This window comes from Enterovibrio qingdaonensis (genome assembly GCF_028683135.1).
GTDB classification, from domain to species: domain Bacteria; phylum Pseudomonadota; class Gammaproteobacteria; order Enterobacterales; family Vibrionaceae; genus Enterovibrio; species Enterovibrio qingdaonensis.
The window spans coordinates 156,059-176,921 of the sequence record NZ_JAJUBB010000004.1 but is presented as its reverse complement, the minus strand read 5'-3'; the positions used below and the strand labels follow the sequence as shown (position 1 = coordinate 176,921).

Here is a 20,863-nt window from a genome sequence, read left to right as displayed (position 1 = left end):
TTCGCTCAGTTTAGGGCAACAGCCAAAACGTACCGTCACTCAAGGTATTTGATTTACCAACCAGCTTGGGGCCACCTTCTTTCGCCAGAATCTCAAATATTTGTCCAGCAGCACGCTGTTGCTGTTTGCCGAATGTGCCTGAAAAGCCGCGTCTATATGCCGTTTTTAGTGCATTAAAAACGTCATCACTTTGGGCTTTAGTCAAAGGGCGAATGATGTCCCACTCTTCATCGGATGAGCGCAAGATAGCGCGGGCATCTGCGGAAGTTTTTAGAAAAGCTGATACCAATTCCGGGTTGGCCTTTGCCCAATTTTCGTCGAACACCCAACCCAACATGGGAACTTGAGCGTCAACTCCCAGTCCTTGAACAAGTTGGTCGAGATTGATAACGGGCTGAAAACCAGCCGCTTCCAGCCTTGCGCCGTAGTGCCAAAAGTTAATACCGACTGGCAATTTATCTTGCATCAGGAGTTTGTTGAGTAAAGGCGGGGCCATAAACTGCTGTTCTGTTAGTTCACTGATCTCAATGTTGTGCTTTGCTTTGCAATAGGCTTGATAGAGCAGCCAGGTCTTATCGACCGCTCCGCCAGCAATGCCAAGTTGCTTCCCTTCAATATCACAAGGGGAAGCGAGCGTAATATCGTCAGAGGCGAACAAGCCGCCTGCGGTTGCCGAAGTGGGTGACAAGGTATAGGTTTTACCCGCTGCACGCTGGCGGCTTACCCATACCCAATCTGAAAAGATGACATCTACCGCATCACCTTGCAGGGCCACTGAAGAGGCGTTTTTGGACGCTAGCGGCGTGACATCCAGAATGAATCCCGCTTTTTCATCGAGCTTGTTGCGCTTGATGACATCCATTTCCCAATTAATGGTACCGAACTTCAGCACGCCAACTTTCACAACAGGAAGTTCATTTGCGAACGCAGGGAAAGAGAGCACAATCAGAACAATAGCTCTGCAGAGACCGTGAAATAGCGCAATAGGTGACAGGGCGAGCATAACGAAATAACCCTTTGATTTGTGGGATGCTGATTTAAAACTAGGCAGATATTGATGTATGCGCAATGCTACTTTATAACGAAAAAACACTTTGCTGTTGTTGCAAAAGTGCATTTGGTTTTCACCTTCAGTAAGCTGTCACCACGCTATTTTACGGGAAAGGAATACCCATGTCTGATATCGCAAAAACGCCTGAGCCACCCTATTACGCCGTGATATTTACCAATCTCCGCACTGAAGTAGAAGAAGGCTACGCAGAAATGGCGGATCGCATGGTGGAACTTGCACAGCAACAGCCGGGGTTTCTGGGTGTTGAATCCGTGAGGTATGGGTTAGGCATTACAGTGTCGTACTGGAAAGACCTTGAATCGATAAAAGCGTGGAAAGTGAATGCGGAACATTTACACGCACAAAAATTGGGACGGAATAAGTGGTACGCCGCGTTCACGACGCGAATAGCGAAAGTCGAGCGCGAGTACAGTCTTTAAAATTAATGGAATGAAAATCAATGAAAATAGCGGTTATCGGTTTGGGTGATATTGCCACTAAAGCCTACCTTCCTTTACTGACTCGTATGCCTAGTCTTGAGTTAGTCTTTTGTACACGAAACCCAGAAAAACTGGCTGCGGTTGCCAATGAATACCGTATTGCAGAAACCTGTCGCGATTACCGCGAGTTGATCACCATGAATATCGATGGGGTGATGATTCACACCAGCAGCGAGAGCCATGCCACTATCGCCTCATTTTTCATGGAGCAAGGCATTCCTGTTTTCGTTGATAAACCAGCTACGCTGAATGCTGCCGAATACCAAAAGCTTCATGACTTATCTGAGCAAACATCGGTTCCTATGTTTGTTGGATTTAACCGCCGCTATATTCCGCTTTGGAAAGAGCTGGTGGGTCGAGAAAATCTCCGCTCATTAACTTGGCATAAGCATCGTCTCAATCTTACTGGCGCGCCACAGGATTTCGTCTTTGATGACATGATCCACGTGATTGATTCGCTCAATATCTATGGGCAAATTGACCAGCAAGACATTCAGATCGTATGTCAGAAATCGGGCGATGACATCGCAATGATTAACCTCAGTTGGGAAGAAAACGGCACACTGTTTAATGGCCAAATGAATCGTCTGTTTGGCAAAACCTGTGAGTCAGTGTCAATGGCCTTTGAGAATGAAGCCTATCAATTTAGCGGTTTCTTGCGTGGCGAGAAATTGGAGAATGGCACCACTCAAACTGTTGAGCTTGCAGATTGGACCGATACGCTGGAATCCAAAGGTTTTAAAGCCATGCTGGAAGATTGGGTGAATGTCGTGGCATCAGGCCGTATGGATGAAAAGGTAAAACAGCGCAATTTGTCGACACATGTATTTTGTGACAGCTTGGTTGAACACATTCGTTAGGTTGCATGAAAAAATGCCTGTGAAAGCATTTCGCTCTCACAGGCATCTTATTTGGGTCTTTTTGCTTCGGTATATCCGGCGGGCGTATGTCTAGGCGGAATAGACACCTAGATCTTACTGGGCGAGGGTATACTGACTGTCAGCTTGGTTGACCGCGCGCTCATCTTGTTGCCACTTATCAATCACAATCGCGGCAATTAAGTCCCCTTCCACATTGACCGCTGTCCTAAACGTATCGAGAGGGCGTTCAATAATCAGAAGAATGGCAATTGCTTCCAACGGGATCCCTGCTGCCAACAACACCATCTGCATACCTGACATAGAACCCGACGGCATACCCGGTGCGCCAATCGAAGACACCATCGCCATAATAAATATCATCACAAGGCCAGTTGTCGTGAGATCAACCCCGAATAGCTGCGCGAGGAAAATCGCCGCCACGCCCTCAAACAACGCCGTGCCGTCCATATTCATGACTGAACCAAGCGGCAACACCATGCTGCTGGTGCTTTGCGATACCCCTAACTCTTGCTCCGCAGTTTGCATTGAAAGGGGCAAGGTGGCTGAGCTTGATGAGGTTGCAAAAGCCATGGCCATCGGAGCGGACAACGCTTTAAAAAGACGTTTGATGCTGATGCCCGTAACAAATTTGGCAATGCTTGGCAGTACGACCGCACCGTGAAACGCGGTAAGGGTAAACACCAACAACGCGAACATGGCCAATTGTTTAAACAGCGAACTGTTACCCGACACAGTGAATTCAAAAACGATGGAAAAAACCGCCAACGGTGCCAAACGGATGATCCCGCTGACAAGGGTATTCACGCTTTTGTTTAAGCCGCTCAGCACCTCAAACAAAGGGTGTTTTTCAGGCAGAGAAGAAAGCAACGCCATGCCGAGCAAAAACGAGAACAGCACAATGGCGAGCAAGTTGCCTTGAGACAACGCAGCAATCGGATTGACCAACGCCATGTTCAACAATTTGGCGGCAATGGCTCCGCCGCTTGCCGCTTCCGCGCTGATTAGCGTGACATTGTCGCCTACCGGTACGGCAGACGTGAGGGGCTCCCAAGCAGGAAGAAGCAATGACGCCCCTAAACCAATACTGACCGCAATAAACGACGTAAAGCTATAAAACAACAGAGTGGAACGGCCAATTTTCTTTAAACGCATGGTCGAGCCAATACTGGTTATCCCCTGAAGCAATGACAGCATGACCACAATGCCAACCACCATTTTCAGTAAGCCCAAATAGGTGGTTTTACCCAGCATGATGAATTGGTACCAGCCTTGTTCAGCCACATTGCTATCAAAGGAGAACAGGCTTGCGATCCCCCACGCTGTTACGGCTGCAAACAGCAATTGCAAGGGAAGTGATTGACGCAATTTATTCCACATTATTGTTATTCCGAATAGTTATTACACGCGGGAAGGCGAAATTGAAAAGCAAGCAAGAAGACACAGAGAAGCGTTTTGCGCTTCTCTGTGGGAATGACTCGTCTTAAGAAATGTTGTGTTTATAAAATGGGTTGAGTGAAGCTTTAACCCGTTTCAGCACAACAAGGGCAGCGACGCGACCCCACCCAAACAGGATTTGCTGGTGGAGGCGGAATATGGTGTCGTAAAGGTTACGCACGAAGCGACCGCGAACAATCAGTTTGTTATTCATCAAGCTGCCCACCGCATAATTGTGGCCAACTGCGATGACCATTCCGCCATCATTAAAAATGAATGGCATCATGGATTTTCCGTTTAGCAAACGACGCAGTTGGCGAGCAAGATGTCCTGCTGCTTGGTTAGCTGCTTGCGCGCGGGGCGTTACAAAGCCACCATCAGGTTGCGGGCACTCAGCACTGTCACCGATGACAAAAATGCTGTCATCAAGCGTGGTGCGAAGCGTTGAGTCCACTTTCAATTGATTTAAGCGATTGGTTTCCAGACCATCGAGCGAAGCAAGCCAAGGGGCGCATTTTATGCCTGCCGCCCATAGCTGTAAGTCAGCGGTGAGAACGTCACCTTGATCAGTGACGAGCTTGCCTTTCTCTGCACGATTCACTCGGGTGTTTGTTTTAACGTCTACACCATGTTGAACGAGTGAATTCAGTACCTTTTGTGACATGCACGCTGGACCGGCCGGAAGCACACGGTCTGAGGCTTCTACTAAGGTGATTTTCAAGTCGGCATCGTGGCGGTAACGTTTTAGCTTTTGACTGACTTTGGCTAACTCAGCAGCGAGCTCTACGCCTGTCGCACCTGCACCGACGATAGAGATATGACGTTGACCATCAGCTTTTAGTAGTGGGTTTATTTGCTCCCACGCCTGTTGCGCTTGATCGGCAGAGTCCAAAAACAGACAGTGTTCGCTTACGCCTTCGGTTTTGAAATCGTTACTTACTGCGCCAACGGCAATCACCAGATAATCGTAATGTAGCGTTGAAAGCTGGCCGTCGCTGTTACGAATCTCAATGGATTTATTCTCACGATTTAGATCTGCCATAGAGGCTTGAACATAGCGATATTGGTTGCAATAGCTATGTTGCAGGTAGCTGACCGCATCTAATTCGTTATCGAACGTACCTGCTGCTATTTCATGCAAACGTGGTTTCCAGTAATGGTGACTTGCGGGTTCAACCAGCACCACTTCATGCTCGCCACGACGAGAAAAACGTCGGCCTAAACGAGTGACTAACTCAAGGCCTGCCGCACCACCACCTACTACAACGATTTTCGACATCGCTCTCTCCAATTACTGTTGCAGCACCTAGGGTGTTGCCAAAAAATCTGCGTGTTTGCCCGTGAAGATGACATCACGGAACAAACGGAAGGGCGGCATTATATTGAGTAAGGAAGAATTGATAATCGCGTGAATCTGCAAATCATTATTACCAAATGGTAATAATGGAGGGGTGTGATTATGGCGTTGGGCTAGGAGTTGGTGAGTGATAGATAGTGTTGCATTGATAAACCCTCTTAGAATTATTAAGCCTGTATTTAACGAGGGTCTACCAACATAACATGAAAAGACAATTTCTATTTAAAACATAAGCCTACTCAATGGCATTGCCGCCCCAGCGTTCCAATGCGGTGTGAAGGTTGTCAACGGTATATTCGTACTCATCAAGGCCATCTTGTTTGTAGACGGTGTGGGTTTTGAGATATTCCTCAGTCATTTTCTCGACTTGTTGGTTTTCTTTTTCGGTGAGTTCAGCCTTGGCCTCCCCGTTCATAAAGCTATACATGTCTTCATGCGTCTCTGACATTGAGCTTGCAACAATGTTTGTATAAGTAGTGCCCAGCAACTTGTCGATATAAGGCCAGTTTGGACCGGCTGCAGAAATGCCTGCTGTTAAAGTGCCAAATGTGTACATTTTTGACGCATCACCTTTTTCAAATAAGGGATTTAGCAGTTCCAATCCCTTATCCACCTCTCCTTCTTGGATGGCGTTAATACCGTTGTTCCAGATTGCGTCATGGTAACCCCCGCGTGCGGCTGCGTTATAAAGTCTTTCAACCTCCTTTTCTCGACTGCCTGGAAGAAAGAACCAACCTTCTCCACTTTCATACCGACGGGCCAATTTTAATTGTGCCTTGGGATAGCCGGGATAGGCTGCTTTTTTTAGGTAATATATTTCTTCATTGGCAGTATACGGTGTTGCATAGTTTTTAAGTTGAATAGCCAGCGGGTTTCTATTTTCTATATGAGGTTCTAGTATTTTTAGTAAGTGTTCTTTCCAATAAGATTTGTTTGGACTACTGCTGCGTTCCATCGTCAAACTAATCATTGATATCAAATGTCCATTCTCTGCTGCTAGCTTCTTAAATCTATATTCTTTATTGCTCATAAAAAATCGATTTATATGACCGGAACTAGCTATTAGAAAATAGGCGGCTGGATAACCTTGTTCTCCTGCTTGGAGCAGATAAGGTTCCGCTTCTTCAAATTTATCTTGGAAGTGTAGGATTTTGCCTTTTTGATAAGCGGCTTCTGCTGACAAAGCGTCGGCATTTGCCGGTGGCTGCCAAAACATAGCTAACAGCACTAAAAACTGGAAGAGAAAACTATTTCTGTTTAAAACTGGCATGACAGTATTTAACTTCCTTATTGTTGACTATTAATACTACTATATTTAAGGGAAACGCATCTCTGGTGGGGTGGGTTTCCTCGCTAAAGCCTCTGCTCGCATTTCTCTTTTTAGATCCAATATTTCTTTTTTATATTGTGCTTCTTTTTTCTGAACATCCTGATAGAGATTTATTGTTAAATCTTTGAAGTGGTAACGATTATATCGTTTTATAATAAAATCATACTGGTCTAATAGTGTCTCTTTGTTTGTATTTAGCGCAAGTGGCCTGTCTAAGAATGCGATTACTCTGTCACAATTCGTTTTAAAATCCAGCCGCCTTTGTGGCGTCATTGCATGATTGCGCTGTAGCCGTGATAGGGCTTCTTCCACCTGCCGTAAGACAACGTTCCTTTGACTCGAATACCTGCTCCAGATTTCATGCAACCACATAAATATTTTCATGAGAGATATCTGCTGCATAGCAAGTACTTCATCTTCGTTAAAGTGACTATTCCGCTAAACGTCATTAGTGTTCTGCCTGCACTATCTTGCTATGTGCGATCAAACGCTTTTGTTAGTACAGGTTTGCAACAATGAAAGTTACATTCTAATCTCGCCACTTGCCCCTAATAATCGAGAATTTGGCATTAACGACTAAAGGTGGTCTAAGTAAAATTTGAGTGTAAAGTTTAGGGATGAACACCAATGAAACTTAAAAATATACTCGTATTTCTTGTGCCAATTATTGCTTCTTGTGGCGATGCTAACTCTACTCTTCCAATTACCAGTGATGTGGTATCAAAAGATAAGATTGCGGAGATACAAGAAAATATTGAACGCTTATATCCAGAATCAGAAGAAAGCTTAAGAAAAGATATTTTTGAAGTGGCTGTGCGCGCTATTGAGGACATGGTGTTCGTTGAAGGTGGCACATTTATGATGGGAGATTTTAAGGCCCCATGTGATCCTGTAAGTACAGAAAGGATGGATTGGACGCCTGATGCTAAGTGTTTTAGCACATTAAGCTCTTTAGAATCAGGTGCGAAATTTCTTCACAAAGTGACACTAGATAGCTACTACCTTTCTAAGTACGAAGCACAGTTGTTCGATGTCGATGTTTATCTGCACTCTCTCGGCCTTCCATTTATAAATGGTGGAAGAGAATTCCTACGTGATGGTGATGTGTTCCTAAAGATAAAACGTAAACTTCAAGCTTACTCTGCAAGAATTTCAGGTTGGGATGATGCTAAAAATTATTGTGTTTGGTTGGGTGAAATAACGAGGCTTCCGTTTGATTTACCCTCTGAGGCGCAGTGGGAGTATGCAGCAAGAAGTCGAGGGGAAAATGTCTATTATGCTACAAATAATGGATACCTTCAGAGAAAAGGAGGACATTATTACGACCCTGAAGCCGGTTTCTATGTGGATTACAAAAAGGAAGAATGGAACTACTACTCAGACGAGCGAAAAGTGGGAGCTTGGCCTCCAAATCCACTAGGTATCTATGATATGACTGGTGGTAGAAGAGAATGGGTGAATGACTGGTTTAGCGTCGATTACTACAAAATATCTCCAGAATATAATCCAGTAGGACCAGAGGCTGGGTCAATGAAAACAATGCGTGCTGGAAAAACCATGACAAGATTTGGCGTTGACCCAACCACAGAGATCAAAGTTAACGGTTTTAGGTGCAGTATTCAGTCATCAATATTGTAGGGCAGACTTAACCTTAGACAAAGAAATCTGCACCATTTTTATTTAATTTATGTAGTTGATAGACAACGTTGTCTTTTTTGTTGTTTATGTTCTTATATGGAGTGAAAGGTATACCCTTTTGATTCTGGGCTAAGCGATTTGTTGATGCTAGATGATTTACCCAGGAGTTGAACATATTTTGTTGGTATCCATCTAAAATAGCATTCAGCCTGTCGATATTGTGAAATAACACCTTGTCACCTGCTTGCTTCTCGCCTTTATCATTTATACAAGCTAAGACCTCTTCAAACTTCCTCCAGCTATATATACTTTCGTTTAGAAGCTTAAAAATCGCCCTTTCTTGTTTCTCTTCCCACGAAAAATAGAAAGTGACTAAAAGTGTATTGAGCATCATGCCTACTGTTTGAGGAGGCAACAAATCTGCGGAAATTTCTGAAAAAGTGCGACTATTTAAAATGCGCTGGGATAGTATTTTGGCCTCATTTCCTAATATCTCCTGACGATCGTTGTGGTCGGTTCTATCATCCCACCATTCATTCACTTTAGTTACACCAGAACTAATGACGCTGTCTAATGTCTCTCCAGGATTGCGAAGTGCATCGAGGGTTTGCTGTGGTGCAGAGAATGCCATATAGGCTGCTTTGTACAAAAAATCATAAGCATCTTTGTTGATATTTTTCAGGAATCGATAATCTATGACTTGAATAGCTCCCCAAATTACTTTGGCTAATTCCCATATCTTATCGAAATCAACCGAAGTGCCAAACCCACCAGATCCTCCTGGCCCGAAAACAAGCTTGCCGGAACAATAAAATAAAAACTTTCCTTCCTGAGTTAACTCAACCATAAAATCTAAGCTTGCTCCAGCACCAAAAGCCACGTTACCCCCCGCTTTTATTTCTGCAAGCGCACCAAAGTTACCTGTGTATATATTTTCTGGTGGTTCCCACTGGAGTGAGCCAGCAATTTGCCCACCTGCTTGAGCACCAGCGAATGCTCCTGCACTCAGGCCAACTTCTCCGTTTGCCTTGGGCCCAACATTGATATCTGGAGAAAGTAGTAAATGTGCACCTGAGGCCCCCTTGTCTTGCGGTTGATTGGTCAACTTTATGTTGGCTTGTCCCATCACGCCGACGAAGCAACTTAGCAATACTTCTAAGTCTGCACGAAAACGTCCGCATGGATACATTGCTTCATGTTTCATTGCATCTAGATAAGAAAGCTGTACGTTATACCCGTTTTTATGTGGGAAAAAACGTTTAGCTTTTACGGCTCCTTCCGCTAAGGCAAAGCTCGCTTCAGCACCTACTCCGATGTCAATTTTTCCCTCCGCGGGCTCCAATGTTGCGTTGACACTGGCTTGCGCTGCGTAGCGAAGCAATTGGGCCTCTTCAGAAGCAGCAAATACAATTTCACCCTGGTCATTTTCAAGGGTTTGCTCTAGCTTCCATTCTGCAAATTTGCCACCCTGTAGTTTCCATTCCTTAAATTTGCCTTCAAGCTTTCCAAATGCCGCTTGTTTAGCGGTTTGGGGTAATCCTTTTTTGATGTCATCGAAAAGAGCTTTCTGTATGGCCTGACTGTTTTTATTAGCGATAGCGGTGGCGAGTTTGTCTTTTACTGGATTAGTTATCCATTTTCGGCGAGCTTTCTCAACAAAATCAGCACGTAAGTAAACCAATCTATTTTTACTCACCATCCAAACCTCTACGACATGTCGTTTGGGATTGGTCGTGATGAGTTTTTTGTGGCCTAGGTTGTGTAAGTCGATATTTTGTTTATTTGAGGATTCGGGGTTCTGAGGTTTATCTAGCTTTGCCTCCCAAGCCGCGATTTCTCGGTCGAGAGTCTCCACGACTTTGTTCTTTAGCGTAACTTTGGATGACTCAGAGGTTAGCCCATAAAAAGGGACGTAGCCATGGATGATGCGGCGTCGATCTTGGAGCGATTTGATCTGTGATCTTATTCGTTGAGGAGTGTCTTCAGATGCGGGCTTTTTGGGGTGTTTTTCTGTGTTGTCACTTTGCTGTTCCTTTTTTATTACGCCCGCATAAGTTGCTTGATCAAACCACGCTTGCTTTTTCTTTTTATGTTGGTTTAGCGCACTTTCATTCGTACTGTCTATAGATGAGGACTCTTCGAGTAGCTTTCCGTAGTCTTGAATTAACTTATCAGTAATGCTGAGTTCATCTTCAATGGATTTTTGCGTGTCTACATCAAGCAAATAATATTGTTCTGGCTTTTCGCCCGTGACGAAAAGAATATCGCAGATTTCATTTGTTTTACAAAATGGCTGGCCTTTGACACAGCCATCTTTCACCTGAGGTTTGTTTGAAATGGGTTCGATTTCAAAGATGGTTTCAATTTCATCTTCAACAATAATAGGCAACTTTAACCCGTCACCTGGAAAAATGAGGTCAGGTTTTTTTTGGTATTTAGGGTTCAATGCCAGCAGATCAACAAAGTGCACGTTATTATCAAAGGCTATCTGTAGGAGAGTGTCGCCGGGTTTAATTACATAAATATCGTTCATCGATTTATTGCTCCGTTAAGCCATTTTTCTAAGACGATCTGCATGAGTTGTTGTTTATTTTTATCGATGTTTAGTGCGTACAACTGGTGACAAGTGGAAGAATCAACACGTTGCATGACGGTGGCTTCTAGCCAATGGTGTGAGTACCAGTAGATCGAGTTTATCGAGGGAAATAATTGTGCTCGTTCTTCTGCCGAAATAACGGAGAGTAATGGCAACATCATCCTGGGGTCGTAAAATCGAAACAGAGCTTTAGTCGACTCTGTGTTGGCTAATAATCGCCCTTTTAATTGTGATGCAAGTTTGCTTACGCGAATAACATCCGTGGTGGTGAAGAAGATTGCTGCTGGCATTTCTTCGCAATAGGCGACATATGCCTTTTTAGCTTCAGGCTCGTAAGAAAGGTCAATCAAAACTGGCCCACAATCAATATGCTCAAAAGGTGTATTTTCAAAGAGGGTTACCCAAAACTCATCTTTGCGCTCCAGCCTTAAACAATCCTTCCAATCGGGATATAAGTGTGGCTCGACAATGGCGTAGAGATTGTTGTTTGGTATGTTTTTCGTGCCGTCGATAACTTTTATTGAATCGGGGTCGATTAACTGTTGTGGATTGGACACGTACCATCCTCCCCACAATTGCATAACTCTGTGATAAGCGCACCGTCTTCTGTCGCGAGTGCGTAATTGAAGGTAGTGATGACATTCGCATCGAGTGAAAATTGAGAGGCACTTGTGATTGATGATATTTGCTCTTGAGGCGCTTTCGGCGCGACAACGCCGAAAGGCAACGTCGGCACCACTCCCCCATATCCGCTGCCATTGCCTGCACTGCCTCCGGCATTCAAATCAACAACAGGGCCTGAAATGTGTACGCCGGCGGTGTCTATAGTGACGAAGCAACCACTGGCTTTAAGGGTGATTTGGCTTCCGGCTTCAATTACCAGTTTGTTTCCTGACTTTTGATGAAACTCGCTACCTGCTTCAACAAGGTGTGCCTTGCCTTGTTTGAGATGAATGCTGCTGTTGCTGATGAGGGTTTTGTTGCCTTTGATGTGCTCTTTGGCATTCCCCTCCACCGTCAAATGGTCATCTACCCGAATGCGCTGAAAGCGTTCATTCTCGACATCCAAATGCAGGTCATGTTTGATGTGGTCTTTGCGGTCGTTTTGTACCAGCAAGTTCATGTCCTTTTGGGCATGCACATAGATTTCTTCTTTCGCTGCTTGGTCTTCAAAACGGATTTCATTAAAGCCGTCACCTTGATGGGTTTCCGTGCGTATCACCGTGCGGGTTTTGTTGTCCGGCAAGGGGTAGGGCGGAATATTGGTCGCGTGATACGTGCGCCCTGTGACAATCGGCTGGTCAGGGTCGCCCTCTAGAAAAGAGACAATCACTTCATGGCCCACACGGGGAATGGCCATCATGCCATATTGGCTGCCCGCCCAGCCTTGGGAAACACGGACCCAACAGCTTGAAGCATCATCACTGTTGCCATAGCGGTCCCACGGGAACTGCACTTTCACCCGCCCGTGTTCATCGCAGAAAATCTCTTCGCCCTCAGGGCCGGTGACAATAGCGATTTGTGGCCCCTGCACACAAGGTTTCGCCTGCGGTGTGGGTCGCCACGGGCGGTGAGCCGGAATGACTGAAAAGCTATTGTGGAAGGTCGTCATGCCGTCGCCACCATGCTCTTCTAATGCTTGCGGTTGTGTGCCGTCAAAGGTGGTACTGACGATAGTCCAGTTGCGGTTGTTGGCCTCCTCGGGGTGTTCTTCCAACGTGAAGATGTGTCCGGGGTACAGAGGCAATACATTGCTTGATGCGGTCGCTGTGATGGCATCGCTTCTCAGATGCTCTAAGCGATATTGGGTAAAGGGTTTACCTGCGCTGTCCGCTTTATAGCGGCCGGGGTAATCAAAGTGTTCATAGGTCCCGCGTTGGTAGGCCATTTCTGTGCCTGTGGCGTCATGCAAGAAGCCGTAGGCGGGCTTTTTGAAACTGTAATCTTTCAATTGCGCAGACGACGGTTTTACTTGGGTGATGTTTTGCCAACGCCTGATAAACGGCATGGTACTGATACCGCCTGCATTCACGTTATACAACAAAGGCGAAGGCATGACTGGCAACGTCTGTACCTCATCGGTAAACAGCACGGTGTGGCTGTTTTCATTGTGGTAGAAGGCATAGAACATCCCTTCTTCGGCGGCGAGTCGCTCGACAAAGGCCAAATCGGATTCCCGATACTGCACGCAGTACTCGCGTGGCTCAGGGTTGCCCGAAATTGAAAAGGCATAGTCATCAATGCCCATTTCTTGCAAGAGGACACTGATAATTTCAGGGGCGGTTTTGTGCTGGAAAATACGGCTGTTCTGACGAAGCGAAAGACGGGCCAGAGCAGGGACTATTTCCAATGAATACAGGGTGTGATGAAACCCCGTATCACCCACCGTGAACTGGCGAACAATGCCATGAATGCGTTGTTGGATTTCCCCGTCTTGCCACAAACGCAGACAGACGTTGTGGTCCACGGTGTCCATCGCCGAGAGGGATTCATCACGACTGGCGAGTTGCACCTGAAAAGAAAACAGGGAAGAGAGGGCGGCGTTACCCGAAAATGCTGTTACCGCGAACGTGTCTTCCGGTAACCCTTCCACCGTGAGTGTAAATTGCAGACCGCTTTGCCTTGCCATACTGCGAAACCTTAACAACTGACCGTATTGTCCCGAGCGCGGGAAATGCTTGTAGCAGGAAACCCGTCCGAAGACGGGTTAGCGGCAAGTCCGAAGGAAACCCCGACCGGACTTGCTGTTGCAGTGCAAACCTGTGATTAGGCTTCGATTGGCGTGCGCCAGTCATCTGCACCGGACGTGCCAGCGACAGTGTGTTCCCAATCAATCTTGCGGTACGCTACAGACACGGTGACCAGTTGCGTGAACTCTTTCTTGTTCGCGTCTTGGCAGTGTGGCATTTGGCAATCGATATCAATGATGGTGCCGTCGGTCAGAATGGTAGAGAAGAAATGCTCTTGCTTCCCTTCCACCGAGGTGCGGTACCACTTAAGTTCCACTTTTGGCAGCATCTCACCCGATGCCAATGCGTTGTACATCAGTGGAACCGCTTTGTTCAGGGCCACAGTGAATTTGAATGGCTTGTGTACACGTTGGCCTGAAGGCTGACCGCTTTGTGGGTCAGTCGGTACTGTCACGATGTGGTCAAACGCTTGTACCAGCATTTGGTCTTCGTGGCCTTCGACATAGATGTTACCGACAGAATCCGCGGTGAACGCACCCGCCGTAATGTTGCCCTGAGTTTTGCCTTCAATGGCGATATAGCATGGAGTTGGCATTGCGATTTCCTTGTTTAAGTAGGGATAGATTAATGTCCCGCTTTCTATCGCAAGGGTCGTGCCAGAGGTATTAACTAATAAAAACAGAGAGATATATTGATAAGGTGCGGAGTATCGCAAGGGTTTGCTTGGTGGTTGAGTAAGAAATTGCTAGGAGGCAAAAACAGGTAGAGATCCAATGCTGAATTTTGAAAGCAATGTACGGTTCATTTTCAAAGGTTTGCTACGTTTAAAGAAAACAAACAGAGAGTGTGTCATGCCTGATCAGGGAACGAAGCAAACACCGACTTTTTTCACATCTCCAATGCTTGCTATGGGTAGCGCTGTTTCAGGTGAAAGTGGCTTACGAATCAACGAGACGGCGACACGAGCAAGGGCAGGTCTGCTTAATATTATATCCGCGCTAACCATGTTCACACTCTACGTTTCGCCTGAGATTGACCCCATTCTTTATATCGCGCCCTATGTCATTTTTGACATGACCATGGCGGCAACATTTGGGCTTACCCCCTTGAGCCCGAGTGGATTGTTAGGCACGGCACTTACAATGAAATCTTCGCCAGTATGGAAACCGATTCAGCCAAAACGATTTGCGTGGTCGTTGGGTGCGTTGATGGGGATTGCCTGTTTGGTTTTCAGGTTAATGGAATTACCGGATATTTGGCTATTTAGCGTGCTTGGAGCCTGCTTTATGCTGACATGGCTTGAAGCGGTTCTGGGCTTTTGTGTTGGCTGCTGGATGTATAACAAGCTCTTTGGCTGTGAGCCGTGCCAACCCGCGTAAAGCCGAACAAACGCAACCGCACGTGGTAAACTTTGTGACTGGATAACGCCAAATAGACGTCAACGATGTTAGAAAAAGAAAACATGCTCAAACTGGCAAGGATGAAAATGCCGTTCGGAAAGTATGCGGGACGAGTATTGATTGATTTGCCTGAAGAATACTTATTGTGGTTTGACAAGAAAGGCTTCCCGGAGGGTGAACTAGGAAAGCTGTTGCAGCTTTGCCTAGCCCTGAAGATCGAGGGGTTAGATAGCGTGGTGAAGCCGTTAAAAGAGATGTGACTTCTCACCCCAGCCGTTAAATTTTCGCGGAGTGGACATGCAATCAGTTAAAGGGGTTAGCCTATTTGGTTGACTCTTTTATTCCTCTTAAGTTCTTAAAAACTGCCTCTTTTCAATGTCATGGCGCAAGATTGTCCGACAGTTCCAAATCCAAAAACATACAGAAAGATAGGAAATACCGAGCACTTCAGGTTGTTGGGTATAAATAAATATTTCTGAGCATGTCGAAAACGGCGGAATAGGATCGTCCTTGTAGCGAGAACCATCAAAAAAGAAGGAAGCTTAAAATGAAATATATGCTGTTGCTGTATGCTGCCCCGGACAAAGAGCCTGAATACGGTACACCGGAATTTGACGAAATGATGGAAGCGTTTGCTCTAACCAGCGAAGCCTATAAAAACGACGGCGTGCTTGTGGGTGGTGAAGGGTTGCAAGGTGTCGAATCCGCGACCTCACTTCGGATAAAATCCGGTAAGGTGGAAGTGATGGATGGTCCCTTTGCGGAAACGCGTGAGCATCTGGGGGGCTATTATGTGGTAGACGTTGCGGACTTAGATACAGCCTTGAAGTATGCCGCGATGATACCCATAGCCCATTTCGGCACCATCGAAGTACGGCCGCTGCTGGACTACGAGATGGAGAACTGACGAATGAAAAATGCCGTCCCCAATGCCATTGCGGTAACTCACATCGTTGATGAGGTGCTTAGCCGCGATAGGGGGCGGATTTTATCTGGGTTGATTTCTAGGCTTGGTGATTTCCAAATGGGCGAAGATGCGCTGCAGGAGGCATCGATTGCCGCTCTCAAGCATTGGAGCCAAGCAGGTGTTCCGAATGATCCTGTTGCGTGGTTGATGAAGGTAGGATTGAACAAAGGGATAGACCAAATTCGCGCTGCTCGACGCCATGCTCAGAGACAAAACGATCCAGGCCTAGTAGACAGAATCTCACAAGACCAGTCCTTTGAAAGTGCTACGGAAATAATCCCAGATGAACGCCTGCGATTGATTTTCACCTGTTGCCACCCTGCGCTAGAGGAAAAGTCCCGAGTTGCGCTAACTCTGCGTACCGTTTGCAATTTGACGACCCGAGAAATCGCCGCGGCTTTCCTCGATAGTGAAAAAACGATGGGGCAGCGCCTGTCCAGAGCAAAAGCGAAGATAAGAGCAAAAGGTATCGGCTTTTCCGTTCCTGAATTGGATATATGGAATGACAGGCTAACGACCGTTCTGTCCACGATATACCTGATTTTCACCACAGGCTATGTGACACAAGATACTGGACCACGATACCTATGCGAAGAAGGTATTTTTTTAGTCTCTCTTTTACGTAAGCTTTGCCCATATGACCCGGAAATCGAGGGGGCACTTGCATTGATGCTTCTTACCGATTCAAGACGAGTTGCAAGAATCGATGCAAAAGGTGCTATCGTGCCGATAGAAGAACAAAATGAAAATCTTTGGCAGAATGAGATTGTGGAGGAGGCGAGGAGCATCCTTGAAGACGCAATCGAGCGTAAGCAATCAGGACCTTTCCAAATTAAAGCAGCGATAGCAGACTGCCACATGATGCGACCCAAACCTGATTGGTTACAGATATCTTTTCTCTACAGGGCTCTTTGGGCGTTCGAACCGACACCTGTTGTGGCACTAAACTGGTCTGTGGTTATCGCCGAAACAGGGCAATATGAACTAGCGTTGCAAAAAATTGATGAACTGCAAGCTACGCTCAAAAACTACCAACCTTGGCACGCAGCTCGAGCTCATGTTCTAGAAAAGCTTGGTGAATTCAACGACGCGCGAGAGGCGTATAAACAAGCTATTCAGACAGCACCAAATGACGCTTCCCGCCGACTGCTAGAACGAAAACTACGTCTATTAAATTAATGCAGCCAACTGAGGTGTGACGTCACTCAAGGCAAAAGTGATTACCCATTAGGTTCTGATTACAACACGTTCGATTTGTCCGGCTTCGCTCTGAAAATTGAAGGGCTGGATGAAGTCTCAAGCCCCTCAAAAATATCTGACCTACCGATTGAGACGGGCACATGCCGTCTTGGCACTATTTTGAATACGCCGTCATTGAGTCTAAAAACAAATCCAACAGTGCGTTGTCATTAACCGAAATGGCGACGTTCTGCGCGGGTTTGTCTTTCCATGCATCCGTTTTATGTTTTGTGTCGCGGTATTTTTGCAGTGTCATGCCTTCTGCCGGACCTTCACAGACCACGCGGATGGGGCCGTTACGAACCTCGAACAAACTCGGATCTATGACATACGCGATAGCTGAAGGGTCATGAACAAAACATCCGTTAACACCCATTCGTTCTTTGTAAAACGCCAGATAGAAACGGCTGATATCCCACAAAAACTGCCCTGTATCACCGCAGGTGTCCCGAACGGTATCGAGATACTCTGAGGAGAAAAATGCCTCATGAGTAACGTCTAAACCAACGACAGTTACTGGCCAATCAGCTGTGAAAACAACATCTGCGGCGTGAGGGTCATCGTGTATGTTTGCTTCAGCAAAAGGTGTGACGTTTCCTGTGTGCCCGTGGGTGCCAAATGCACCACCCATGATGACAACCTCTTTAACCATTGAGGTAACTTCTGGGGCTTCTTGCAGGGCGAGTGCAAGGTTGGTGAGTGGGCCAACCGCAACGAGGGTGATTTCACCTGGCGCGGCTTTAACGGCGTCAATCATGTATCGATGCGCGGGTCTCGGGTCGACAGTCAGCGAGGGGTCCTCAATGTCGATATCGCCAAAGCCATTTTGACCATGCACTGCCACACTGGCTTCGACAGGGTCGCGTTGAAGAGGGCCGGATGTACCTTTGGCAACATCGCAGGTCATGTTGAATCGTTGTTTGAGGTAAAGCGCGTTGCGGGTGCCAGTCTCGATTTCAGCATTACCATAAACCGTGGTTAACGCGATAAGGTCGATGTTGGGATTAGCCTCTGCAAATAAGATGGCCATTGCATCATCGATACCCGGATCGGTGTCGAGTATGATTTTCTTTGTCATTGTTTACTCGGAATCTTCGCTAAGTGAGTGTTTAAAGGGTGTATCACACCTTCTCTGAAAGTAAGCCAGAAAAGTGTGGAATGTGAACTGAGTCACCGCGTTTATAGTTGGTGGCTCCAAATGCTGCGGTTGACCATTTTTAAAGGCCTGTAGACGTTTTAACATTCGGAATGTTTCAATCGTTATCGCCGCTAAAATCTTAGGTGATAATATTCTGGTCGACTTTTATCCTTTCTATTCTGCCTTTTTCTAATGCTCACATACTTTGGTGTGTCTGTTTTTGTTCGTGATGAATGGCTGTTTTTTCTCGCAAAAATCTAGAAGGAGCCGCAAGTTCCGCCTAGGCTGAAACTACTGAAATGAGAGGCAAACTGATATGTCCGAGCAAGTATCGCTCTTTCTGCATAAAACCTATATGAAAGCCTTAAAAATTGCGGCCCGTGTGATACCTATTCCTAGGCCTACATTATTTACGGGGGCTGACAGTGCTGAACAGTTGTGTGAAGCAATAGGATTAATGAATTTTAAGAAGTTGCTTGTTGTGAGTGATCAGCCGCTGGTTGATATCGGTATTGTCGGCAAGATTGAAGAATATTTATCGAAACGCGGTGTGGAGTACACGGTTTTTAGTCATGTTACGCCAGATCCAACATACTCTCAGGCAGAGCTTGGGCTTGATCTCTATCGTAGAAATGGGTGTGACGGGATCTTGGCGATAGGCGGCGGATCTCCAATCGATTGCGCAAAAGTTATCGCGGCGCGTGTTACCAATAATAAGTCAATCAAGAGATTGGCTGGACTCTTGCGCGTGTGGCGAACACCAGCCCCTCTTTTTGTCATACCCACAACAGCGGGAACGGGATCTGAGGTGACGGTTGCTGCGGTGATCTCCGATCCCTTTAATCACAAAAAAACGCCTTTAATGGATCCGAAACTCGTTCCACTTATGGCTGCGTTAGATCCTGCGCTAATGGTTGATTTACCGCCTCATATTACGGCTGCAACAGGGATGGATGCGTTGACGCATGCTGTCGAAGCTTATCTTTCGCTAAACGCCACCACAGAAACCGATGCCTATGCGACAGCAGCAATGACCTTGATCCATGAAAATCTGATCGCGGCATATAAGGACGGAAAATCGTTACAGGTACGGCTAAATATGGCAATGGCGTCATATTTTGCTGGCCTTGCATTTACGAAAGCCAGCTTAGGTTACGCACATGCCATTGCGCATAACCTAGGTGCCAAATATGGTACGCCACATGGTGTCGCGAATTCACTAGCTTTGCCACATGTCTTGGCGGCATCATTGCCTTCAGCAAAGACGAAGATGGCGAACCTGGCAAAAATAGTTGGGGCTGGCGAATCGCATTGGGATGATCAAATGAACGCTCAGGCGTTTGTTGCTTATGTTGTGTCATTGCAAGATGAAATGTCGTTACCAAAAACCTTGGTTGAATTGCAGCAAACGGATATTTCGGATATCGCGAAGCACGCGACATCTGAGGCGAGATGGAATTATCCGGTTCCCCACTATTTGTCGTTACAAGAGTGTGAGCAACTGATCGAGAAGATCAGAGCATGATAACCTTGTATGTGCTTTAGGTTACAAAGCTGTTAGTAAGGACTTGTTAAACAAAATCACCTAGAAAACAATGCCTCCTGTATATAAAAGCATGGAGGCTTTATGTTTCACATTCCCGCGGTATTGAAAAAAACTGCTGTTATTGCATCCGTACTCGGTTTGGTTGGCTGTGCGTCAGCACCCGTTATAGATACCTCAAAAATCACCAATGTAAAAAGCATCACGATTGTTGATATTCCCGAAGTCAGGGTGCATGCGCTTGTTGGTCAACTACCGAATACTTATGGCACCGTACACTTTTCGGATGACCTAGCGGCCTTTTTTGATACGACTGCCTCGCAGCAACCGTTGAAGGCAACAGAACTAGATAAAGATCTCGCGACTGCCGTGGTTGAAAACCAGATTGTGAATTCGCCAAGTATGTCTCCAATGGAGGCTGGTGTATCAGGTGCCGCTGGGGCACTGACTGCAGGGCTTATTAACTCGATGGGGGGAAAAGCGAATGAAAATGCAGCGAACTTCCACGAACTGTACGCCGAGAAAAACCCACAATTAAATACGCGGAAAGACTTTATTGATGCACTGACAGAGGCGTTGGAGCAGCGCGGTGTCGAGGTGTATTTAGCGACCGACCAACGTGATAAAACGCCATACTTCCGTTGGGCAGCACCGGACGGTAAAGGGGAGACGTTCCAACAGCAATATCCCGCTGATTTGCCAACGGTTGATACTGATATCTTGATACAAGTGAGCCCCATTATATTGTTCAATGCGCAGACGGCGTTAAATGGGTACGCCAAAATCACCAGCGTTGGCGTGGCGGTCTACAACGGCAGAACGAAGGAGTTTTTTGGGTATCAGGAAATTGCGGCTGTCGATGGTGTTTTTGATTATCACCAATACGACAAGCTCGTTGAAGACCTGCACATTGTTGGTCCACAAATTCACCAGCAACTGTTGTCTCTAATACCTGGTATAGCTTCTGCATTTGGTGAAGAACCCAAGTAAAATTAGTCATATAGATATACCCAATTAACCTGAATTCTGCACCCTCAAGTCGTTTGAGTATAAGTGCCAAAAAGCAGTGAAGTCCTCACTGCTTTTTCATTACCCCCTT

Annotated in this window: 19 protein-coding genes; 9 read left to right on the top strand and 10 right to left on the bottom strand. The window is 46.2% G+C overall.

Going from position 1 to position 20,863, the window contains the following annotated elements; translation table 11 throughout:
- Positions 1-10: 10 nt before the first annotated feature.
- Positions 11-1,003: an ABC transporter substrate-binding protein gene (locus LRP49_RS07830; RefSeq protein WP_274141417.1), complete on the bottom strand. Its 993-nt coding sequence runs from the start codon at positions 1,001-1,003 to the stop codon at positions 11-13.
- A gap of 170 nt (positions 1,004-1,173) precedes the next feature.
- Here LRP49_RS07830 and LRP49_RS07825 point away from each other — a divergent pair, with 170 nt between their 5' ends.
- Positions 1,174-1,491, top strand: a complete 318-nt coding sequence (locus LRP49_RS07825) for an antibiotic biosynthesis monooxygenase family protein (RefSeq protein ID WP_274141416.1) — start codon at positions 1,174-1,176, stop codon at positions 1,489-1,491.
- Positions 1,492-1,511: 20 nt separating this feature from the next.
- On the top strand, positions 1,512-2,411 hold the full coding sequence (locus tag LRP49_RS07820) for a Gfo/Idh/MocA family protein (protein ID WP_274141415.1): 900 nt from the start codon (positions 1,512-1,514) through the stop codon (positions 2,409-2,411).
- 114 nt (positions 2,412-2,525) lie between these two features.
- Here the strand turns inward: LRP49_RS07820 and LRP49_RS07815 are convergent, their stop codons facing one another.
- The 4 genes from LRP49_RS07815 to LRP49_RS07800 all read right to left on the bottom strand — a co-directional run bounded on the left by LRP49_RS07815 (position 2,526) and on the right by LRP49_RS07800 (position 6,937).
- Complete coding sequence (locus LRP49_RS07815) at positions 2,526-3,809, bottom strand: dicarboxylate/amino acid:cation symporter (RefSeq protein ID WP_274141414.1); 1,284 nt, start codon at positions 3,807-3,809, stop codon at positions 2,526-2,528.
- A 103-nt stretch (positions 3,810-3,912) separates the two neighbouring features.
- The gene (locus tag LRP49_RS07810) at positions 3,913-5,145 is read right to left on the bottom strand and encodes an NAD(P)/FAD-dependent oxidoreductase (RefSeq protein WP_274141413.1); all 1,233 of its coding nucleotides are present in this window, start codon (positions 5,143-5,145) and stop codon (positions 3,913-3,915) included.
- A 313-nt stretch (positions 5,146-5,458) separates the two neighbouring features.
- Positions 5,459-6,493, bottom strand: coding sequence for an SEL1-like repeat protein (locus LRP49_RS07805; protein WP_274141412.1), 1,035 nt, complete (start codon positions 6,491-6,493; stop codon positions 5,459-5,461).
- Positions 6,494-6,538: 45 nt separating this feature from the next.
- Complete coding sequence (locus tag LRP49_RS07800; RefSeq protein WP_274141411.1) at positions 6,539-6,937, bottom strand: hypothetical protein; 399 nt, start codon at positions 6,935-6,937, stop codon at positions 6,539-6,541.
- A 243-nt stretch (positions 6,938-7,180) separates the two neighbouring features.
- Here LRP49_RS07800 and LRP49_RS07795 point away from each other — a divergent pair, with 243 nt between their 5' ends.
- Positions 7,181-8,191, top strand: coding sequence for a formylglycine-generating enzyme family protein (locus tag LRP49_RS07795; RefSeq protein ID WP_274141410.1), 1,011 nt, complete (start codon positions 7,181-7,183; stop codon positions 8,189-8,191).
- A 13-nt stretch (positions 8,192-8,204) separates the two neighbouring features.
- Here LRP49_RS07795 and LRP49_RS07790 read toward each other — a convergent pair whose 3' ends face one another.
- The 4 genes from LRP49_RS07790 to LRP49_RS07775 all read right to left on the bottom strand — a co-directional run bounded on the left by LRP49_RS07790 (position 8,205) and on the right by LRP49_RS07775 (position 14,072).
- Positions 8,205-10,724: a LysM peptidoglycan-binding domain-containing protein gene (locus LRP49_RS07790; protein WP_274141408.1), complete on the bottom strand. Its 2,520-nt coding sequence runs from the start codon at positions 10,722-10,724 to the stop codon at positions 8,205-8,207.
- Positions 10,721-11,344: a DUF4123 domain-containing protein gene (locus tag LRP49_RS07785; RefSeq protein WP_274141406.1), complete on the bottom strand. Its 624-nt coding sequence runs from the start codon at positions 11,342-11,344 to the stop codon at positions 10,721-10,723. The genes LRP49_RS07790 and LRP49_RS07785 overlap by 4 nt, the downstream gene beginning before the upstream one ends.
- Positions 11,323-13,416: a type VI secretion system Vgr family protein gene (locus LRP49_RS07780; protein WP_274141404.1), complete on the bottom strand. Its 2,094-nt coding sequence runs from the start codon at positions 13,414-13,416 to the stop codon at positions 11,323-11,325. The genes LRP49_RS07785 and LRP49_RS07780 overlap by 22 nt, the downstream gene beginning before the upstream one ends.
- Before the next feature lie 137 nt (positions 13,417-13,553).
- Positions 13,554-14,072, bottom strand: a complete 519-nt coding sequence (locus LRP49_RS07775) for an Hcp family type VI secretion system effector (protein WP_274141402.1) — start codon at positions 14,070-14,072, stop codon at positions 13,554-13,556.
- 256 nt (positions 14,073-14,328) lie between these two features.
- Between LRP49_RS07775 and LRP49_RS07770 the strand changes: the two genes are divergently transcribed.
- The 4 genes from LRP49_RS07770 to LRP49_RS07755 all read left to right on the top strand — a co-directional run bounded on the left by LRP49_RS07770 (position 14,329) and on the right by LRP49_RS07755 (position 17,023).
- Positions 14,329-14,856: a DUF4395 domain-containing protein gene (locus LRP49_RS07770; protein WP_274141400.1), complete on the top strand. Its 528-nt coding sequence runs from the start codon at positions 14,329-14,331 to the stop codon at positions 14,854-14,856.
- A gap of 65 nt (positions 14,857-14,921) precedes the next feature.
- On the top strand, positions 14,922-15,137 hold the full coding sequence (locus LRP49_RS07765; protein ID WP_274141398.1) for a DUF3820 family protein: 216 nt from the start codon (positions 14,922-14,924) through the stop codon (positions 15,135-15,137).
- A 287-nt stretch (positions 15,138-15,424) separates the two neighbouring features.
- Complete coding sequence (locus tag LRP49_RS07760) at positions 15,425-15,784, top strand: YciI family protein (protein ID WP_274141396.1); 360 nt, start codon at positions 15,425-15,427, stop codon at positions 15,782-15,784.
- A gap of 3 nt (positions 15,785-15,787) precedes the next feature.
- On the top strand, positions 15,788-17,023 hold the full coding sequence (locus LRP49_RS07755) for an RNA polymerase sigma factor (protein ID WP_274141394.1): 1,236 nt from the start codon (positions 15,788-15,790) through the stop codon (positions 17,021-17,023).
- 175 nt (positions 17,024-17,198) lie between these two features.
- Here LRP49_RS07755 and LRP49_RS07750 read toward each other — a convergent pair whose 3' ends face one another.
- The gene (locus LRP49_RS07750; protein WP_274141392.1) at positions 17,199-18,161 is read right to left on the bottom strand and encodes a nucleoside hydrolase; all 963 of its coding nucleotides are present in this window, start codon (positions 18,159-18,161) and stop codon (positions 17,199-17,201) included.
- Positions 18,162-18,537: 376 nt separating this feature from the next.
- Between LRP49_RS07750 and LRP49_RS07745 the strand changes: the two genes are divergently transcribed.
- On the top strand, positions 18,538-19,746 hold the full coding sequence (locus LRP49_RS07745) for an iron-containing alcohol dehydrogenase (protein WP_274141390.1): 1,209 nt from the start codon (positions 18,538-18,540) through the stop codon (positions 19,744-19,746).
- A 102-nt stretch (positions 19,747-19,848) separates the two neighbouring features.
- Positions 19,849-20,754, top strand: a complete 906-nt coding sequence (locus tag LRP49_RS07740) for a hypothetical protein (protein ID WP_274141389.1) — start codon at positions 19,849-19,851, stop codon at positions 20,752-20,754.
- Positions 20,755-20,863 lie beyond the last annotated feature (109 nt).